Source organism: Streptomyces sp. NPDC052016 (assembly GCF_044548445.1).
GTDB lineage: Bacteria > Actinomycetota > Actinomycetes > Streptomycetales > Streptomycetaceae > Streptomyces.
In genome coordinates this window covers 232071-250191 of sequence record NZ_JBIUBX010000005.1, presented here as the reverse complement: position 1 = coordinate 250191, position 18121 = coordinate 232071, and the positions used below count along the sequence as shown (strand labels likewise).

The window sequence follows — 18121 nt, the reverse complement described above, 5'->3', positions numbered from 1 at the left end:
TTTACGTGAATGACAGGCCGTAGGATCACCCCATGGAGGGAGTGCCTGAGCCGCATACCGGATGGACGTTCCTGACCAATCACGCCCGCGTGCTGGCGGCGATCGCCGACAACCACAGCGCCCGGATCCGCGACATCGCCGCGCACTGCCGGCTCACGGAACGCGCCGTCCAGAAGATCATCTCGGACCTCGAGCAGGACGGCTATCTGTCCCATACGCGAGAGGGACGCAGCAACACCTATCGGATCGAACCGGGCAAGGTGCTGCGCCACCCGGCGGAGGCCGGCCTGACCGTGGCGTCCCTGCTCTCCTTGTTGGCGCAGGACGAGGCCGACCGCTCCCGGCCCTGACCCGGCGCCCACGAGGCGTGAGCGGTACGGAGTGCGATTCCCCCTGCCGGGACGCCTTCCGCCTACCCCAGGGCGACGCGGGCGTCAGGTCGGGCCGAGCGGGACGACCGTGACCCGCGGCGCGCCCTGACCGCGGCACGGCGTATCGGTCAAGTCGGGGCGAGCCAAACCTCGTTGCGCCCGAGCGAGACGAAGGTCACGAAAACGTATCGGACATTTGACACAGCGATCTTCACACCAGCGTCACAGGTTCGTTAGGTTGACGCCCAGGCCGCACGACCGACTCCGGCGAACCCCGCCGGCCGTGCGGCCACCGCCGAGTCCGTCACCAGTGGTGCGGCCCGGAGCCGGGGGCCCTCCAGCCTCGGAGTGGACGCGCAACCGCCCGACACCGCAGCGAGCCTGAGGCGTCCGGCGTCCTGACACAGGACCGCCCGCGTCCACCGCCCACTCGGCCGGCGGAGCACGGAAGGAGTACGTCTTCCATGGCGCCGGATCGCACCACACTCCCCCCGGGCACGGGTTCCGCACGCTTGGAGGACGCGGACCGGCCGAGCAGCGCGGAGATCCAGCAGCGGGTCAGCGCGCTGTACGACCGGGCGGAGAGCGACACCGGGACGTTCAACGCCACCCGCGCCAGGAAGAACGGCAACCGCAGGACCGTCACCTCCGTCGCCAACAGCGGGCGCCGGGCGGCCGATCCGTCGCTGGAGGCCGTCGCCCGGCAGTGGTTCGACCTCGCTCGTGGCCGGCTCGGCCCCACCACCCCCGCCTCCCTGCCGGCCGACCGCCTGCCGGAGCGCCCGGCCGGCCCTCCGCGTCCGCAGCGGCCGTCCGGCTCCGACGCCGTACGGGGGCTGGGGGCCGGCGGCGGTGGCCGACTCGAACTCGAGGCGGGTGAGCGGCGGGTGCCGGAGCTGACCGCGCGGGCCGTGGCCGCACTGCCGGCGGCGCCCGCGCCCCGGCCGGAGGAGCTCCAGGCGCTGCCGGCCGCCCCAGCCGCCCTTCCCGTGTCCGCGCCCACGCCCGCCGTCGCTCCCGCGGCGCCGCAGTCCGGGCTGCGGAGCGGCAAGGAGCAGATCCGGCGCAAGCTCGCCTCGGCCCGTGAGGTGCTCGCCCGCGGTGTCGCGCAGCCCGCGCAGGCGCTCCCGGCGCTCGCTTCGGGGCCGGCCGAACAGACCTGGGACACCGGCGAGTTGCCGGCCTACCGGCCGACGGCGGAGGCCTGGCCGGGACAGCCGACCGGCGGCCCCGACACCGACCTGTGGTCGGGACAGTGGAGCAGCGGCCCCGACGCCGGGGCATGGCCGGGCCGGCAGACGGGCGGCCTCGGTACCGACGCATGGTCCGGCCGGCAGACCGGCAGCCCCGGCGCCGACGCATGGCTCGAACAGCCGGCCAACAGTCCCGGCCCCAACCCGTGGGCGGAACAGCAGGCCAGCAGCCCCGGTACGGACATGTCCGGTCCGACGGGTGGCGGCGGCCTCGGGCTCACCGCGCCTGCCGGAACCGGCCTGTCGGTCCCCCTGGCACCCGAGCCCGTCCTGCGAGCGCCCGTGTCCGGCTTCCCGGGGCCCGAAACCGGCCTGCTCGCGGCCAGTTACGGCCTCCTCGCGCCCACGGCCGGCCTCCCGGCGTCGCAAGCCTCGCTCGCGGCACCCGAGTTCAGCCCGCCCGCACCCGCATTCACCCCACCGGCACCCGCACCCGCACCCGCATTCATCCCACCCGCTCCCGAACTCCCCCTTCCTGCTGCCGAACTCCCCCTGCCCGTTCCCGACGCCCCCGCCCCCGCCGCCGCTCCGGTCCCCGCCCCCGCTGCCGCTCCGGTCCTCGCCCCCGCTCCGGCCCCGGTCGACGCCACCGCCTACGCCTCCGGTCCCGCCTACCTCGGCAAAGCGGACAAGGCCCTCGCCTTCGCCCGGGCACAGATCGGACGGCCGTGCGTGTGGGGGGCGACGGGACCGGAGTCCTACGACTGCTCCAGCCTCACCCAGGCCGCCTGGAAGGCCGCCGGGGTGACGCTGCCGCGGGCCTCCGTCGACCAGGCCCGCGCCTTCACCCGGGTCGACCTCGACGACCTTCAACCCGGTGACCTCGTCTTCTTCCACGACGACCTGAGCCACACCGGGCTGTGCACGGGCAACGGCATGATGATCCACGCCCCCGGCCCGGGCGCGCGCATCCGCGAGGACTCGGTGCACAGCCTCGGGGAGGGCACGTTGCGCGGCGCGGTACGGCCCGCCTGAGGCCCCCGCCCGTCCCCTCCCACCCGGCCCCCTCCCGGCCTCTCCCGTCCCCCCTCCCTCGCCGTGGCCGGTAATCGCGCATCGCGGTGCGCGGCACCGCGGTCACACTGGCCTCCGGCCCGGCGAAGGAGGAGTGGCCCGATGGGGGACGAGCAGAAGACGGCGCGCAAGGTCGACCGGGGACGGGAACGGTCCGGCTGTCCGGTGAGCCGTGGCCTGGACGGGTCCTGGCAGGTCCACGGGTACGCGGTCGCCCGTGAGGTGCTGCGCAGCACGGAGACGGTGCAGGCCGGGCTCGGCATCGAGACGGTGGAGAAGCTGCCGCCCCGGGTCCGTCGCCCCGTGCTGTACCAGGACGGCCCCGAGCACCGCGAGCAGCGACGGCAGACCGCCCGGTTCTTCACGCCCCGTCGCGTGGACGAGCGCTACCGCGAGCTGATGGTGCGGGTCGCGGAGGAGCAGGTGGCCGCGCTGCGGGCGGCGGGGACGGCCCAGTTGTCCGACCTGAGCTTCACCATGGCGATCGAGGTGGTGAGCGAGATCATCGGCCTGCGCCACAGCCGTCCGGGCCTGAAGGGCAGGCTGGAGCGCTTCTTCCCCGAGGAGTTCGGCCGGCCCGGGCTGACGAGTGTGCGGGGCCTGTACTGGCTGGTGCGGCAGAACGCCAACTGGCTGCGCATCCACCTCGCCGACGTGCGGCCCGCGATCCGTGCCCACCGGCGCCAGGGGCGCGACGACCTGATCTCCCACCTGCTGTCCGAGGGGTGCTCCGACGCGGAGATCCTCGGCGAGTGCCTGACGTACGCGGCGGCCGGCATGGTGACCACACGCGAGTTCATCTGCGTCGCCGCATGGCACCTGTTCGGCGACGAGGAACTGCTCGGCCGGTACCGGACGGCCGACGAGCCGGAACGTCTCACGCTGCTTCAGGAGATCCTGCGGCTCGAACCCGTCGTCGGGCAGCTGGTGCGCCGGGCCACCGCCCCGTTGCGGTTGCCCTCGGCGGACGGCGAGATCACGGTCCGCGCCGGTGACCTGGTCACCGTCTTCGTCGACGAGGCCAACGCCGACCAGGAGGTCGTGGGGCCCGACCCGCTCGTGCTGCGGCCGGGCCGGGCACTGGCGCTCGGGCCGGGGGCGGCCGGGCTCGCCTTCGGGGACGGGCCGCACCGCTGCCCGGGTGCCTCCGTCGCCGTACTGGAGGCGGACGTCCTGCTCAGCCGGCTCTTCGCGCTCGACGATCTGGTGATGACCGGCGAGCCGCACGTGTCGTTCAAGGACGACATCGGCGGCTACGAGATCAGGGACCTGACGGTGACGTTGTCGGGGGGACGGTGAGTCCGGGCGTTCAGCGGGTCATCGAGTTCGGGCGCGGCTGGTGCGGGTGCGGTCGCATCTGGCGCCTGGCGTTGTTGTAGATGCGCAGGAGGTGCTTGGAGACGGCGCACGGCACGGTGTCGGCATGGCACTGGCGGCAGGTGCGCATGTGCTCCTCGTAGGTACTGCGGGCCTGGTGCAGGGCGTCCTCGGGAGAGGCCGGAGAGGTCATGGGGGGTTTCCTCCAGACGGATCGACAGTGACCGGGGTCGGCGCTACTCGCCAGTAACCCCTTCTGAAGGTGAAAGTTGATCATGTTACTGACGGTATCGGAAACTCGGATTCCGGCCGCTTTTCATCACGGCCCCCGCACGCAGGGCCTGAGCCGATCCGTGTGGGACAACTCACGTACCGGCGAGGCGTGATGCGATGGAGGGACGGACGGCGCACGGCCTGGTCCGCACGGGAGAGAGACCGCATCGTTGTGACTGGCTGTCAGGGATGCGAGGATCGCGGGATCTGGTCACGACGGCGGGGAGGGCCGGCTTGAACGGCAGGGACGACGGGAAGCGTGCGGCCGCGGTGTTCGACGCGCTGGGATCCGGCTACGAGAAGGCGTTCGCGCACTCCGAGGCGCACCACCGGTCCCTGGAGTGGCTGCTCGGCCGGCTCACGCCGGGCAGCAGAGTGCTCGACGTCGGCAGCGGTACCGGCCGGCCGACGGCCGCCGCCCTGACGGGGGCGGGGCACGAGGTGCTGGGGGTCGACGTCTCGCCCGTGATGGTCGAGCTCGCCTCGCGGCAGGTTCCGGAGGCGACGTTCCGGTGCGCCGACGTGCGGGAACTGCCCCTGGACGAAGATTCCTTCCACGCGGTCTGCGTGTACTTCTCGCTGCTGCAGATGGACCGCGGGGAACAGGCCGCCCTGCTCGGCCGGCTGGCGCGGGCGCTGCTGCCGGGCGGCAGTCTCGTGCTCGCCACGGTGCCGCTGGACGTCGAGGGCGTCGACGCCGTCTTCATGGGTCAGCCGGTACGGGTCACCAGCTTCGCCGGTGAGGATCTGGTCGAGGTGGTGGCCGGGGCGGGCCTGACGGTGCTGGCGGAGGAGAACGTGCTGTTCACCCCCGACCATCCCGAGGCGGTGCCCGAGCCCCACCTCTTCCTCTACTGCGGGCGGGAGTAGGGGCGCTCAGACGTCGGCGCGGGCCGCCAGGGACAGGACCAGGGCCGCCGATCCCGTGCCGAGGAGCGCGCCCGCGATGACGTCGCCCGGGTAGTGCACACCGGTGTGCACCCGGGAGTAGCCCACCGCGCAGGCGAGCAGGCCCAGCGGGACCGCGGCGGCCGGCAGGGCCGGGCCGACCGCCGCGGCGAAGGCGACGGCCGACGCGGTGTGCCCGGACGGGAAGGACGCGGAGTCGGGCATCGGCACGTGCCGCCCGGGGAACGGCGAGTCCACCGCGCGGTGCGGGCGCGGACGGCGTACGAGCTTCTTGCCGAGGAGGTTGGCGCTCGCCGACGCGACACCGACGGCGGCGACGCCCAGGGCGGCGGCACGGCGCGACCGGCTGTCGCCCAGCGCGAGCAGGCCCGCGACCGTGAACGACAGCTTGGAGTGGTCGGCGGCCGCCGACAGCCGGCGCAACGCGGTGTCCAGGGTGGGGGTTCTGGTCACGGTGACCGCCTCGTACAACGCCTGGTCCAGGGTGGCGAGGTCGCGGACGAGCCGCACGGGAGAGATCTTCGGTCGGCGGTCAGACATCGTAGGCATCCTTGATCGTGCGGGGGTCGGGTCGGCCGAGTGCAAGGCGGACGATGCGCCGCCAGTCGACCGTCGGTGGGGCGTAGGCGGCACCGGGGCGGTGCCGTGGCACTCGCACCCGGAGGACGCTGGGCCGGACGGTGCACACGACCGGGGTGGGCAGTTCGAGCGCCTCGCCGTCGACGGCCACCGGAATGCGCGCGGAGTCGGCCTCGACGACCACGCGCCGGGCGGTGAGGGAGGTGATCCCGCTGGCCCGTTCACCGAGCAGGGCCAGTTCGGCGGCCTGGGCGGCGCCCTCCACGCGGACGCCGATCACGCCGAGGAGGCCGGTGTCCAGACGGGGGCGGCGGCCGCCGCCCAGCGGGTCGGCGCGGGCGTAGGCGTTGTTGCTGACCAGGACTGCCTGCGGCGCCTGGATGCGGGCGTCGTCCGCACGGACGTCGAGGGCCGGGCCGGCGTCGCCCTGCAGCAGGTCGGGCAGGTGTTCCAGGACCGTGACGGCCTTGGCGTCGCGGTACGCGGGGCTCTGCACTATCTCCGCGTACGCGCCGAAGGAGACCGTGTTGACGAAGGCCCGCCCGTCGACGTCGCCGAGGTCCACGCGGAGCTCGACGCCGTTGGTGAGGGCGTCGAGGCTGCGCAGGGGGTCGGTGCGGTCCAGGCCGAGGTCCATGGCGAAGTGGTTGCGGGTGCCAGCGGCGACGACCAGGAACGGCAGGTCGTGTTCGGCCGCCACGGCCGCGACGAGCGCCTGGGTGCCGTCGCCGCCCGCGACACCGAGCAGGTCGGCGCCTTCGGCCACGGCCTTCCGGGCCTCCACGACCGGGTCGGTCCAGTCGTCGCCCGTGCCGAGCAGGACCACCCGGGCGCCCAGCGCCTCGGCGCGGGCGACGAGGCCGTGCTTCTCGACCTTTCCGCCGCCCGAGCGCACGTTCATGATCAGGACGGGCCGGCGCGGCGGCGGGATGCGGCGGCCGTGGCCCTTGGGCCGGCGCACGCCCCGCAGCGCGGACCGTGCCGAGGCGAGGGCGGCCGCCCACAGCGCGAGCGCGCCCACGGCCACCACCCACAGCCCCGACGCGGCGTACAGCACCAGGACGCCGGTGGGCGCGGACACCGCCAGCAGGCCGCCCAGGATCCGGGCGCCGCCCCGGTGCGCGAGCATCCACCACACGCCCGCCCCGGCCAGCGCGAGCCCGGCGAGTCCGGCGAGCAGGACCAGCCAGCCGCCGGATCCGGCCCCGCCCGCCACGACCGCGGCACACCCGGCGACCAGCAGCAGGGCGAGCCGCGCCCATCCCCGCGCGCGGCCGGCCCCGTTGTACGGGTGGACCTGGCCGTCGGTCCTCGTCGTACGCGTCTCGTTCACCCTGCGCCCGCCATGGTGGAGGCCCCCTGTTCCGCGCGGACAGCGCCATCGGTCTCCCGACCGCTCCGGAGACCTGCGGCCCGCTGCGTCCATCGTCACGACGGCGGGACCGCTCGGCATCCCGGGCGGCCGGTCGATCAATTGTCCATGCCGCAGCAGCCGCTGGTGCCGGAGGGCCGGGAGGCGGTGTCGAGCCGGCAGAAGCAGGACGCCTCGACGGATACGTCCGTCAGCGCGGCCGCGAGCTTCAGCTGCTGGGCGACGATCCGCGCCTCGCCCTCCTTGCCGAGCCGGAGCAGGCACTCGTGGAGGCCGTGCAGGGACCAGACGTTGCCTGGGTGCTGGGAGGGGCGCGGCAGGGTGTCGTCGAGGCCGAGGTCGGCGCGGTAGACGGCCTCGGCCTCCTCGACGCGTCCCTGCTCCAGGAGGAGGGCGCCGTAGGCGTGCCGGGTGGGCTGCATCCAGCCCCACGGCTCGTCGTAGGGGAGGTTGTCGTCCAGAACGATCGACCGCTCGAGGGCGGCGAAGGCGGCGTCGAGGTTGCCCTTGCGGTACTCGAGTTCGCCGTCGAGCATCGCGGAGGCGATCGCGAGGATGTCGGCGCAGGTGTTGTTGAAGAGCATCCGGGTCGCGGGCACCCGGAAGACGGCCTCGTCGAAGAGTGCGCGCTCGGCCTCGGCCTCCTCGATGCGGCCGGTCGCGGAGAGGGCGACACCGCGGGCGTAGTGCCGCAGGGCGGTCGTCATGCTGTACAGCTCGGGGTCGCCGGGTTCCGGCAGGTCGAGGATGTCGGCCCAGAGGCCGAAGCGGATCAGCACGTGCACCCGCATGGCGAGGAAGGCCTCGAGCCAGTCCGCCATGGGCGGACTCTCCACCCGCAGCAGCTCCTCCGGGAGCGACTCCTCCAGCCGTTCGGCGGCCTCCAGGGCCACCCGCGCCTGGCCGAGGAACATCGCGCCGTAGATCTTGAAGTGGTGGTTGTGGGCCCGGTAGAGCGTGTAAAAGTTCATCGCCCCGGCCCGCTCGCGGTACTTCTCGTCCGCGGCGATCGCCCTCGAGTTGTCCGACACCACCGTGCGGTAGTCGCCGCAGAGCACCTCCAGGTGGGAGGGCATGTGCTGGAGGTGTCCGGCGTCGGGCACCATGTCGCGCAGCCGGTCGGCGACCGGCAGGGCCGCCTCCGGGGACGGTGACATCTCCATCAGGTGGATGTACATGTGCAGGATGCCGGGGTGGTCGATGGCCCCGTCGGCGAGTGCCCTGTCGAGCACCGCCTTGGCGTCCAGGGTGCGGGCGCCCTCGGCGGGTTCGCCGGTGCTCACGTCCCACAGCTGCCAGGGCGTCAGGTTCATCAGGGCGTCGGCGTACAGGGTGGCGACGTCGAGGTCGTCGGGGGCGAGCTCGTGGACGGCGCGCATGGCGTCGGCGTAGGGGGCGTTCCACACCGAGCAGTCCTCCGCGGGCCGCTCCTGCGGGTAGCGGGCGCGCAGCGCGCCGATCAGGGCCCGTTCGACGGGCGTGGCGCGTACGGCCGTGTCGTGGGCGCGTTCGACCGCCTCGTGGGCGCGCGCGACGGTCCGTACCAGGTCCTGGTCGTCGAAGAACTCCCACGGCTTGTTGTAGTTGGGGCCGAGCGCGTAGGCGATGCCCCAGTACGCCATCGCGCAGTCGGGGTCCGCGCGGGCGGCTGCCTCGAAGCAGGCGACGGCCTCGTCGTGGTTGAAGGCGTACGACCAGACGAGGCCGCGGTCGAACCAGCGCTGGGCTTCGGGCGAGGAGGTGGTGACGGTACGCCCGTGGGTGCCGAGGTCGTAGTCGTACTCCATGGACTCCATGGTGCTCCCCTGGTGGCGCGGCGGCCGCCCCTGGTCCGGGGCGTCACTCGGAGCGACCCCACTGGTCGCTCCGAGTGACATATACCGTGCGGCCGGGTGGCCCGGGAGCCTCCTTCGTCCGGGAGCACCCGAACGTGCCCGCCTCCGCGCCAGGGGTCCGGCGGTGACTCAGTACGAACGCCTGGCGTTACGGCGCAGGAGGACGAAACCGCCGATCACCAGCAGGCCTCCGGCGGCCGCGGGCCACAGGTTCGCGCCGGTGTCGGCGAGGCCGCCCTGGGCCTGCGGCGCCGGCACGACGGGGGTGTCGCCCGCGTCGGCCGGGGGCGCGGTCTGTGCCGGGGCCGTCGCGGCGGCGCCGACGTCGCCCTCCGAGCCGGCGCCGGAGCCGGTCTCCGGAGCGGGTGCCTGGGTGGACCTGGCGGTCGGCTTCGTGGCGGCGCGGGGTTCCGCGCTGCGCGGGGCGTCGGCGGATCCGGCGTCGCCCGTGGCGGGCGCACCCTGGGACTCGGCGGGGTCGGGGGCGGGCTGCTGCTGGCCCTGGTCCTGACCCTGGTCGCCCTGGTTCTGGTCCTGGTTCCCCTGGTCCTGGCCGCCCTGGTCCTGACCCTGGTCGCCCTGGTTCTGGTCCTGGTTCCCCTGGTCCTGGCCGCCCTGGTCCTGACCCTGGTCCTGATCGGCACCGCCACCGCCGCCGGCGCCGTTGTCGGCACCACCGCCGTTGTCGGCACCACCGCCGTTGCCACCGCCGCCGTTGTCGGCACCGCCGCCGTTGCCACCGCCGGTGCCCGCGCCGCAGGTGCGGCCCTCGTTGATGCAGTCGACCATCTGGCCCATCAGGTCCTCGTCGAAGACGTTGATGAAGTCGCCGTGGTCCGTGACCGGCTTGTGCAGCTGCTCGGGGAAGGAGTCCACCGCGAACAGCGGGGTCGTGCGGCCGCCGTCCTGCAGGCTGGGCGCGTCGACGTCGTAGACGATCCGCTGCACGAGCTGAGGGATGGCCCGGAAGCCGGCCGGGCAGCTGCCGTCGGCGGCGGCGAAGGCCACGTGGGTGCGGTGGTTGGCGCTGTCGATGTTGGTGCCGTCCCAGCAGCTCTGGAAGCGGAAGGTGCGCACCACGTCGCTGCCGTCCGGGCAGAGCGGGTACTTGTCCTTGAGCTGCCGGTCCTCGAAGCCGGTGCAGCTCCAGGACGCGTTGGCGTTGGCGGTGCCGTTGACGAAAGCCTTGGCGTCGCCGGTGATGATGCGCAGCAGCCGGGGCATGGCGGTGACCTCGCCGCGCGCGCTGCCGACGAAGGTCATCGTGACCTCCTTCGGCGTGACGATCTCACCGGCGTTGCCCTCGATGCCGCCGCCGGGAGAGTTGGCGTCCTGCTCCTGGGTGCCGTTCTGCAGGCGCAGGACCGGCCAGAAGTACGAGGACTTGTCACCCTGGTCGACGCAGCTTGTCTCGGCGTTCGCGAGGTCGTCGTCCGAGGCGAAGGCGTCGTTGGACTGGTTGCCGACGTAGTCGTGGAAGTGGTGGGCGCCGTTGGTGACGCCGGGGGCGACGATCACGTTGTCGGAGTTGAACAGGCCGTTGGCGTTGACGCCGCAACTGGTGGCGAAGGTGCCGCGGGAGGCTTCGGCGGTCGGCGGCGGGGTCTGCCGGCTGGGCTGGACCGTGGTGATGTCCGTGTAGTCGGCGGCCACGGGGCCGTTCCCGGCCTGACCGCCGTTGCCCTGCTGACCGCCGTCGCCCTGCCGGCCGTTGTCCTGCTCGCCGTCGCCCTGCTGGCCGTCGCCCTGCTGGTCGTCCTGGCCCGCCTGGCCGTCGTCCTGACCGCCGTCCTGGTCCTGGCCGCCGCCGCCCTGACCGCCCTGGCCCGCCTGGTCGTCGGCGGTGCGCAGGCTGCAGGCGGCGAGGTCCTGCAGGCCCTCCGGGCGGTCGCCGACACGGTCGATGGCGTCGGCGATGCGGTCGATCGTCGCGCCGCGCTTCTCCTTCAGCGGGTTCATCACCGCGTTGTCGGCGAAGCCGACGTCCTCGCGTACGGCCTGTGCCGAGCCTTGCAGTTGGCGGTAGGCGGCGGCGATCTGCTCGTCCAGCAGGGCGAGTTCGCGGTCCACTTCCTGTGCGGCCTGGTCCGGCACGCTGGTCAGCCGGGTGCCGACGTCGGGGCAGTCGATGGTGACGGAGCCCGACGTCCAGGGCTTTCCGGCGTCGTCCTCGGTGGCGGAGGCGTAGACGTTCGCTGCCATCATGCCTCCGCCGCCCAGCATCAACGCGACCGCGGCGAAGGTTGCGCGCCGTCCGCCCGTCGGGCGCCTGCGCCTGTTGTGTCCCACGGAATGCTCCAAAACCAAGTCGGCGGCAAGGACATGCAATCCCCCCGGCCCTATACGCGGCCGGACACGACAGTGTTCAGCCGCCACGAGAATTCACAGGAATTTCTTGGAGTGACGCCTGTCCTGCGCCTTCGCACACGCCCCAGGGGTGTGCTCCGGCCCCGGGCGCCGGGGTCGCGCTGCCGCGACTCCGCGGGACCCCGTTGCGGGTAGGTCGGACTCCCGGGGGTCGGATCCCCTGGGTTGGATCCCCGGGGGTCGGGTCCCCCGGTGTGGGGTCGGTTGCGCGCCGGTTCCCTGTCACGTGCGGGCCGGGACGGCAACCCCACTGTCCTCATCACAGGCACCCGGCGTCTGACAGCCAGTCACAATACCGAAACACCGGTCGGATAATCTCACCCCGTGAAGCGCACTGACCAGCGGAACATGACACCGGCCCCGTTATCCGGGCGTGCCGCGTGAGCCGGCCGTCGCCCGTGGCCGCCCGGCCCGCCGCCGAGCCCCTACCGGCCCTGCTGGCCGACGGGCTCCTCACCGAACGGCTCGCCCTCGCCGTGCCGGAGCGCACGCGGGTCGCCGTGGCGCGGTACGAGATTCCGCCGGGCGGGGAACTGCCCTGGCACTACCACGAGGGCAGAGTCGTCGCCGTGGTGACCGCCGGGACGCTCACCCGCACTCTGGCCGACGGATCCGAGTGCGTCACCGTCGCCGGGGAGTGCATCGTCGAGCCCGTGGGGCCGCAGGGCGTGCACAAGGCGGAGAACCGGGGGGACCAGCCCCTGACGATCTGCGCGCTGTTCTTCCTGCCGGCCGACAGCCCCTTGTCCACTCGGGCGGCGGCGCCGGACCTGGCCGTGGGCCGCTGAGGCGTGGGACGTGTTCCGCCCGCGACAGGTGCGGAGTCCCGGCCGGATCTGACGATGGGGGAAGTCGGCGCCGGCCGGGAACGGTCGGGGCTTCCGGACTCCCGCCGCTCCTTCACCCTAGGACGCTCGCGTCGCCTCCGCCCGGCGAGTGGGCGGGACGGGTGACGACACCCGGTGGGCGCGAGGGAGAGGTGACGACGCCGCAGTGCGCGGCGCGGGAGGAATAACGACACCGTGGTGCGCGCGAGGGTGACGGGCATACCGCCGTGCCCGGCGGTGACAGGCAGGCCGGTGTGCGCGGGCGGTGAAAAACAGGCCGACTGTGCGCGGGCGGTGACGGGCACACCGCGCTGCGCGTGGGGTCGCGGGCAGGCCGGTGGGCCCGGCCCGTGTATCGGGGCCGGGCCCACCGGGCCGGGGGGAGCCGCTCAGCCCTGGCGGGCCTTGAAGCGGGGCTCCTTCTTGTTGATGACGAAGGTCACGCCCCTGCGGCGCACCACCTGGGCGCCGGGCCGGGACTTCAGCGAGCGCAGTGACTTGCGCACCTTCATGGCTTCCTCCTCTGGTCGGCCGGCCGGGTCAGCGCTCCTCTCGGAAGGCGACGTGCCGTCCGGCGACGGGGTCGTACTTGCGCAGGACCAGTCGGTCGGCGTCGTTGTGACGGTTCTTGCGGGTCACGTAGGTGACCCCGGTGCCGGCCGTGGACCTCAGGGTGACGACGGGGCGCGCCGTGCTGCGTGTCATGGGGACCTCCTTTCACCGACATCCCCACCCGATTGAGTGGTCCATGTCAGTCACGCCGTTCAACAGAGGACTCGGCCGGGACATTCCCGCCCTCGAGGTGTGCGGAATCCGCAGGTGCTCCGCGCGCGCACGGCGGGCGGGTCGACGCGCACCGCGGACGTCGAGGAGGGCGCGGTCGGGCAACCCGCCGCGACCTGCCCGTCCGCGGTGTCGGTGGCCTCGGATACAGTGCTCCGCCGGTACGCGAGACGAGGAGAGACAGCGGTGCGCTTCGGGGTGGGGAACGTGGGGCGTGGCCTGGCAGTGGCCGCCTTGCTGACGGGTGTGGCGACGGGGTGCGGGGACGCCGGGCAGAGCTCGGACGGGTCCGGGGCGACGGCCGGGAAGACGGCGGAGGCCGGGAAGACGGCAGGGGCCGCGACGGCAGGGGCCGGAGCGACCGCCGAGGTCGCGGCACGTGGCGGAAGCATCGGGGCCGACGGGTCGGCCTGTGAGCTGCCCGTCACCTTCGACATCGCCGAGTCCTGGAAGGCCGAGGCCGTCGACGCCGCCGCGGCGGGGGACGGCGCCGGGGAGGAACTGGCCGCCGAGCTGGCCGACGCGCTGCTGCACCAGGGCCCCGTCACCATGGCCTGCGAGGTCGACGCCAAGCCCGCCGGGAACATCGGCTTCCTGAGGGTCTGGACCGGCAAGCCCGGCGACGCCGACGCACGTGCCGTGCTGGAGGACTTCGTCGGCGCCGACAGCACCGCGAGCCGGCCGCGCTACAGCAGGTTCGAGGCGGGCGGCCTCACCGGGGCGGAGGTGCGGTACGTCACCACCAGCAAACTGCTGGAGGAGACCAAGGAGGAGCGCGCCCTCGCCGTGACCACTCGCGAGGGTCCGGTCGTGCTCCACCTCGGCGGCATGGACACCGAGGAGCACCAGGCGATGCTGCCGGCGTACGACCTCGCGAAGAGCACCCTGAAGGCGACAGCCTGACGGTCGTCGACGTGCGTCAGGCGCCGTCCCGCAGGAGTTCCCGCATCCTCGTGGCGGCCCGGACGGCCGCGTCGGCACAGCAGTTGTTGAACAGCACGTGCACCCGCTCGGTCCGTCCGGCCAGCGCACGCACGCGGGGCAGCCACTCCCGCAGTTCCTCGTCGGCGTACTCGTGCCGGAAGCGGTCCTCCTTGCTGCCCGTTCCCCAGGCCGGGCTGCGGCCGTGGAGGCGCACGACCGCCAGCCGGGGCGAGGTGACGGGCGTGACGGGCGGAACCGTCGACGGCAGCGAGGGGTGCATGTCGACGGCGACGGCCGCGAATCCGTGGGACCGCAGCAGCTCGGCGGTCGTCGCCCGCCGCTCTTCGTCACGCCACCAGTCGGGGTGCCGGAACTCGACGCACACCGGCCATCCGGCGGTGCGCTCCGCGCACCCGGCGAGGACGTCCCGGGCCCGCGCTCCGGGCCGCAGCCACGGCGGGAACTGGAACAGGACGGCACCCAGCCGCCCCGCCTCCCGCAGCGGCCGGACGCCGTCCGCGAACCGCCGCCAGACCTCGTCCAGCGCCTTCGGGGAGCGGACGTCCGCGGGCAGCCCCGGCGGGAGCGCGGCGGGCCGGGTCGGGTGGCCGGTCAGCAGGGAGAAGGCCTTGACGTCGAACACGAAACCGTCGGGTGTGCGCCGCGCCCACAGTTCGCTGGTGCGCTCGCTCGGCAGGCCGTAGTACGTGGAGTCCGCCTCGACGACGGGGAAGCGTTCGGCGTAGTGCCGTAACCGCCCCTCCGCGTCCCGCCGTCCGGTCGGGTACCAGCCACTGCCGACGAGTGCCCGATCCGTCCACGAACAGGTGCCGACCAGTATCTCGCCCATGGCGGACGGTTACCCCGGAGCCGGGAAGACCTGCCCGGACGTCAGGACGTCAGTTCCCGCGGTGGACCACCTGACCGCCCGTCACCGTCAGACGCACGGGTGCCTCCGCCAGTTCGTCGGCGGGGGCCTCGACCGGGTCCAGGGAGAAGGCCGTGAGGTCGGCCCGGAAACCGGGTGCGATGCGGCCGGCGACGTCAGCCTCGCCCGCCGCGCGGGCCGCGTGGATGGTGCAGCCCTCCAGTGCTTCGAGGCCGGTCAGGCCCGGGCGCCGGGAGGCCGCGCCCCGGGGGCGGCGGGCCGTCGCCAGGACCGCTCGGACGTCGTGGTGGGCGATGGGCCAGTCCGAGCCGAGCGCGAGCGTGGCGCCCGCGTCGCGCAGGTCGCGCAGGCGCCAGGCGTGCGCGGCCCGGGCGGCGCCGAGCCGGCGGGACCACTCGTCCGTGCCGTCCGGGCGGGTGTAGGCGGTGTGCGGGGGCTGCATCGAGGCGGCCACCCCGACCTGCGCGAACCGGGGCAGCAGGTCGTCCGGCGCCGTCTCGATGTGCTCGATCCGGTGCCGCCCTTCCGCGCCCGGCCCCAGCGCGGCCACGGTGTCCAGGACGTGGCGCACGGCCGCGTCCCCGATGGCGTGCGTCGCGGTCCGCACGCCGGCCGCGTGCAGCGTGCGTACGGCGGCGGCGTAGGCCTGCGGGTCGGGCCAGAAGGCGTCCGTGCCCTGGCCGTGGCAGTCGGCGTGCTCCAGCCAGGCGGTGCCGCCCTCGACGGTGCCGTCCATGAAGAACTTGACGCCCCCGACCTGCCAGTGACGGCCCATCAGGCCCTGGGCCTCGACGAGTTCTGCGAGGTCGTCGGCGTCCGCACCCGGCATGCACCAGGGCGCGAAGCGCAGCCGCACCGGCAGCACCGTCTCCTCGGCCATGGCCGCCACCAGGTCGAGGTCGCCGCCGTCCATGACGTGGGCCCCGGTCAGGCCGGTCGCCGCCATCGCGGACAGCAGGTCCAGCAGGCGGGTCCGGCGCGCGTCCTGCGACAGGCGGGGGGCGACGGCTGCGACCAGGTCCATCGCGGCGTGCTCGACGAGGTGCCCGGTGGGCCGTCCGGCCTCGTCGCACACCACCTCCGAGCGCTGCGCGAAGTCCCGCGGTCCGGTCACCCCGGCGGCGGCCAGGGCCTTGCCGTCGGCCAGGGCGGAGTGGCCGTCGTAGAGGCGCAGGAAGGCCGGCGACCCGGCCAGGACGTCCTCCACGAGGGCGCGGTCGACGGGCCGGCCCTCGAAGGCGTTGTGGTCCAGGCCGTGACCGATGACCCAGCCGTCGACGCGCTCGGCGGACGCCAGCACGGCCCGCAGCCCGGCCAGGTCGGTCACGGCCGACAGGTCGGTGCCCGTCGCCATCTCCAGGCCCCAGACGGGGTGGCTGTGCGCGTCCACCAGCCCGGGCACGAGGTGTGCCCCGTCCAGCCGTACCACCTCCGTGCCGGGTCCGCGCCAGTCGCGTACGTCGGCCTCCTCCCCTACCGCGGCGACGATCCCGTCGCGCACGGCGACGGCGGTCGCCCGTGGGCGGGCGGGGTCGAGGGTGCGGACCCGGGCTGCGGTCACGATCAGGTCGGCGGTGGGCATGAGGGTGGCTCCTCTGCTCGGTGCGGTCGTTCGGGGCGGCCCGGCGAGGCCGTGCGGCTCTGCCGGCGCCGTCGTGCGGATGGACGGCGTGCGGCCCGGCGAGGCCGTGCGGCCTTGCCGGGGATGTCGGGCGGACTGGTCCGGGGCGGCTCGGCGAGGTCGCTGGGCCTTGCCGGTGCCGTCGTGCGGGCTTGCTCGGTGTGGGCTCTGTTTCAGTGCGAGCGTTCGGTGGCGAACTCGGCGTACACCCGTGGTCGTCTGCGGCGCAGCCACCACGCGAGGGGGAATCCGGCGGCGAAGACGGTGGGCGCGACGGCGACCAGGACGGTGTTCACCGTCGGGGACGCCCCGGTGAACAGGTCGATGTGGCCGACGACGAGCACGATCGCGGTGGCCAGCAGGGCGATCGCGGCGACCGGCGCGACGAGGGTGCGCAGCGCGCCTTCCTGGTGGCGCACGCGACGGAAGTAGCAGGGCACGGCGATCGCGGCCAGCAACTGGAGCAGCAGCAGGCCGATCATGCCCGGGGTGTTGACCCAGAGGAGCAGCTGCCCGTAGGGGTCCGCGCCCGCCGCCCAGAAGGCGACGACGACCACGGCGCCGAGGACGGTCTGGGCGAGACCGGCGACGTACGGGGAACGGTGCCGGGGGTGGACGCGTCCCAGCCGCCGGGGCAGCACGCCCTCCTCTGCGAGGGAGAGGGCGTAGCGGTTGATGGCGTTGTGGAAGGCGAGGAGGGAGGCGAGGACGCTGGTGACGATGAAGACGTGCATCAGGTCGGCCGCCCAGTCGCCGACGTAGGTGCTGATGGCGGTGAAGAACAGTCCCGCCGGGTCCTCGGCGGCGGCCGCGACGACGGCGTCGTCGCCGAAGGACTGGATGGCGATCCAGACGACGAACGCGTAGAAGAGGCCGAGGAAGCCGATCGCGAGGTAGGTGGCGCGCGGGACCGTGCGCTGGGGGTCACGGGCCTCTCGGCGGTAAATGACGGTCGACTCGAAGCCGGTGAACGCGGCGAACGCGAAGGCGAGGACGGCGGCGGTGCCGGGGACGAGGACGTTGCCGGGGGAGAGCGAGGCGATCGAGAGCCCCTGGGCTCCGCCCTTGAGCAGGACGCCTGCCGCCAGGAGGACGAGGATGCCGGTCTCGGCGACGAGCAGGACGCCGAGGACCTTGGCGCCGAAGTCGATGGAGCGGAAGCCGCCGTAACCGATGAGCACCAGGCCCGCGAGGGAGATCGGCAGCCAGGGCACGTCCGTGCCGGCGAGGGAGTGCACGGTGTCCTGGGTGGCGGTGGCGAGGAGGCCGTAGACGCCGATCTCCATGCCGTTGTAGCCGATCAGCGCGAGGAGGGCCGCGCCGACGCCGACCGGGCGGCCGAGGCCGCGGGTGATGTAGGCGTAGAAGGCGCCGCCGTGGGTGACGTGCCGGCTCATCGTGGTGAAGCCGACGGCGAAGACGGCGAGGGTGAGACCGGCGATCAGGTAGCCGACGGGCGCGCCGATGCCGCCGAGGAGGATCGCGAGCGGGGCGACGCCGGCCATGACGGTCAGCGGAGCGGCGGCGGAGACGACGAAGAAGGCGATGTCGGCGGTACCGAGGGTGCCGGAGCGCAGGCCCGGCGCGGCGGACCGCGCTCTCTCCTGGGCGGGGTCGGGCGTGGTCACGGACATGGAGGAAGCCCTTCGAGCGGCGGACTGGAGGATTCCCGGAGGTGCGGGCGGCGGGGGTACACGGTCCACGGCGACAGCCCGGACCGAGGCGTGCGGGATCGCGCCAGGGCCCGGCGCACCGGGGATGACGTGCGCCGGGAGCCATAAACCTAA

General features: G+C 73.8%; 16 protein-coding genes. 6 read left to right on the top strand and 10 right to left on the bottom strand.

Going from position 1 to position 18121, the window contains the following annotated elements:
* Positions 1 to 32: 32 nt before the first annotated feature.
* The 3 genes from ACIHAR_RS09145 to ACIHAR_RS09135 all read left to right on the top strand — a co-directional run bounded on the left by ACIHAR_RS09145 (position 33) and on the right by ACIHAR_RS09135 (position 3937).
* Positions 33 to 350, top strand: a complete 318-nt coding sequence (locus ACIHAR_RS09145) for a helix-turn-helix domain-containing protein (protein WP_365457632.1) — start codon at positions 33 to 35, stop codon at positions 348 to 350.
* Between the two features lie 485 nt (positions 351 to 835).
* On the top strand, positions 836 to 2599 hold the full coding sequence (locus ACIHAR_RS09140) for an NlpC/P60 family protein (RefSeq protein ID WP_400018143.1): 1764 nt from the start codon (positions 836 to 838) through the stop codon (positions 2597 to 2599).
* Positions 2600 to 2740: 141 nt separating this feature from the next.
* The gene (locus tag ACIHAR_RS09135; RefSeq protein WP_400018141.1) at positions 2741 to 3937 is read left to right on the top strand and encodes a cytochrome P450; all 1197 of its coding nucleotides are present in this window, start codon (positions 2741 to 2743) and stop codon (positions 3935 to 3937) included.
* Positions 3938 to 3947: 10 nt separating this feature from the next.
* Here ACIHAR_RS09135 and ACIHAR_RS09130 read toward each other — a convergent pair whose 3' ends face one another.
* On the bottom strand, positions 3948 to 4148 hold the full coding sequence (locus ACIHAR_RS09130; RefSeq protein ID WP_365457618.1) for a hypothetical protein: 201 nt from the start codon (positions 4146 to 4148) through the stop codon (positions 3948 to 3950).
* 269 nt (positions 4149 to 4417) lie between these two features.
* Between ACIHAR_RS09130 and ACIHAR_RS09125 the strand changes: the two genes are divergently transcribed.
* Positions 4418 to 5098, top strand: coding sequence for a class I SAM-dependent methyltransferase (locus ACIHAR_RS09125; protein ID WP_400018139.1), 681 nt, complete (start codon positions 4418 to 4420; stop codon positions 5096 to 5098).
* Between the two features lie 6 nt (positions 5099 to 5104).
* Here the strand turns inward: ACIHAR_RS09125 and ACIHAR_RS09120 are convergent, their stop codons facing one another.
* The 4 genes from ACIHAR_RS09120 to ACIHAR_RS09105 form a co-directional block, all read right to left on the bottom strand.
* Positions 5105 to 5677 carry a phosphatase PAP2 family protein gene (locus ACIHAR_RS09120; RefSeq protein WP_365457612.1) on the bottom strand — a complete coding sequence of 191 codons (573 nt, stop codon included), beginning with the start codon at positions 5675 to 5677 and terminating at the stop codon, positions 5105 to 5107.
* Positions 5670 to 7049: a diacylglycerol/lipid kinase family protein gene (locus tag ACIHAR_RS09115; protein ID WP_400018137.1), complete on the bottom strand. Its 1380-nt coding sequence runs from the start codon at positions 7047 to 7049 to the stop codon at positions 5670 to 5672. Before ACIHAR_RS09115 ends, ACIHAR_RS09120 begins: the two co-directional genes overlap by 8 nt.
* Positions 7050 to 7186: 137 nt before the next feature.
* Complete coding sequence (locus ACIHAR_RS09110) at positions 7187 to 8875, bottom strand: hypothetical protein (RefSeq protein ID WP_400018242.1); 1689 nt, start codon at positions 8873 to 8875, stop codon at positions 7187 to 7189.
* 177 nt (positions 8876 to 9052) lie between these two features.
* Complete coding sequence (locus ACIHAR_RS09105) at positions 9053 to 11125, bottom strand: DUF1996 domain-containing protein (RefSeq protein WP_400018240.1); 2073 nt, start codon at positions 11123 to 11125, stop codon at positions 9053 to 9055.
* A 545-nt stretch (positions 11126 to 11670) separates the two neighbouring features.
* Between ACIHAR_RS09105 and ACIHAR_RS09100 the strand changes: the two genes are divergently transcribed.
* Positions 11671 to 12078, top strand: coding sequence for a cupin domain-containing protein (locus tag ACIHAR_RS09100; RefSeq protein ID WP_365457606.1), 408 nt, complete (start codon positions 11671 to 11673; stop codon positions 12076 to 12078).
* A 428-nt stretch (positions 12079 to 12506) separates the two neighbouring features.
* Here ACIHAR_RS09100 and ykgO read toward each other — a convergent pair whose 3' ends face one another.
* Both ykgO and rpmG read right to left on the bottom strand, forming a co-directional pair.
* A complete protein-coding gene (gene ykgO, locus ACIHAR_RS09095; RefSeq protein WP_102638883.1) occupies positions 12507 to 12629 on the bottom strand; it encodes a type B 50S ribosomal protein L36 in 123 nt (40 codons plus the stop codon).
* 28 nt (positions 12630 to 12657) lie between these two features.
* Positions 12658 to 12822 (bottom strand): 50S ribosomal protein L33, encoded by a 165-nt coding sequence (gene rpmG, locus ACIHAR_RS09090; protein ID WP_365457602.1) that lies wholly within the window; start codon positions 12820 to 12822, stop codon positions 12658 to 12660.
* A 264-nt stretch (positions 12823 to 13086) separates the two neighbouring features.
* Between rpmG and ACIHAR_RS09085 the strand changes: the two genes are divergently transcribed.
* Positions 13087 to 13803: a lipoprotein gene (locus ACIHAR_RS09085; RefSeq protein WP_400018133.1), complete on the top strand. Its 717-nt coding sequence runs from the start codon at positions 13087 to 13089 to the stop codon at positions 13801 to 13803.
* 16 nt (positions 13804 to 13819) lie between these two features.
* On the opposite strand, the gene ACIHAR_RS09080 is transcribed toward ACIHAR_RS09085, so the two are convergent.
* The 3 genes from ACIHAR_RS09080 to ACIHAR_RS09070 form a co-directional block, all read right to left on the bottom strand.
* Positions 13820 to 14674 (bottom strand): DUF72 domain-containing protein, encoded by an 855-nt coding sequence (locus ACIHAR_RS09080; protein WP_400018131.1) that lies wholly within the window; start codon positions 14672 to 14674, stop codon positions 13820 to 13822.
* A gap of 49 nt (positions 14675 to 14723) precedes the next feature.
* Positions 14724 to 16295 carry an amidohydrolase gene (locus ACIHAR_RS09075; RefSeq protein ID WP_365457593.1) on the bottom strand — a complete coding sequence of 524 codons (1572 nt, stop codon included), beginning with the start codon at positions 16293 to 16295 and terminating at the stop codon, positions 14724 to 14726.
* A 212-nt stretch (positions 16296 to 16507) separates the two neighbouring features.
* Positions 16508 to 17968, bottom strand: a complete 1461-nt coding sequence (locus ACIHAR_RS09070) for an APC family permease (protein WP_400018128.1) — start codon at positions 17966 to 17968, stop codon at positions 16508 to 16510.
* Positions 17969 to 18121: the final 153 nt, after the last annotated feature.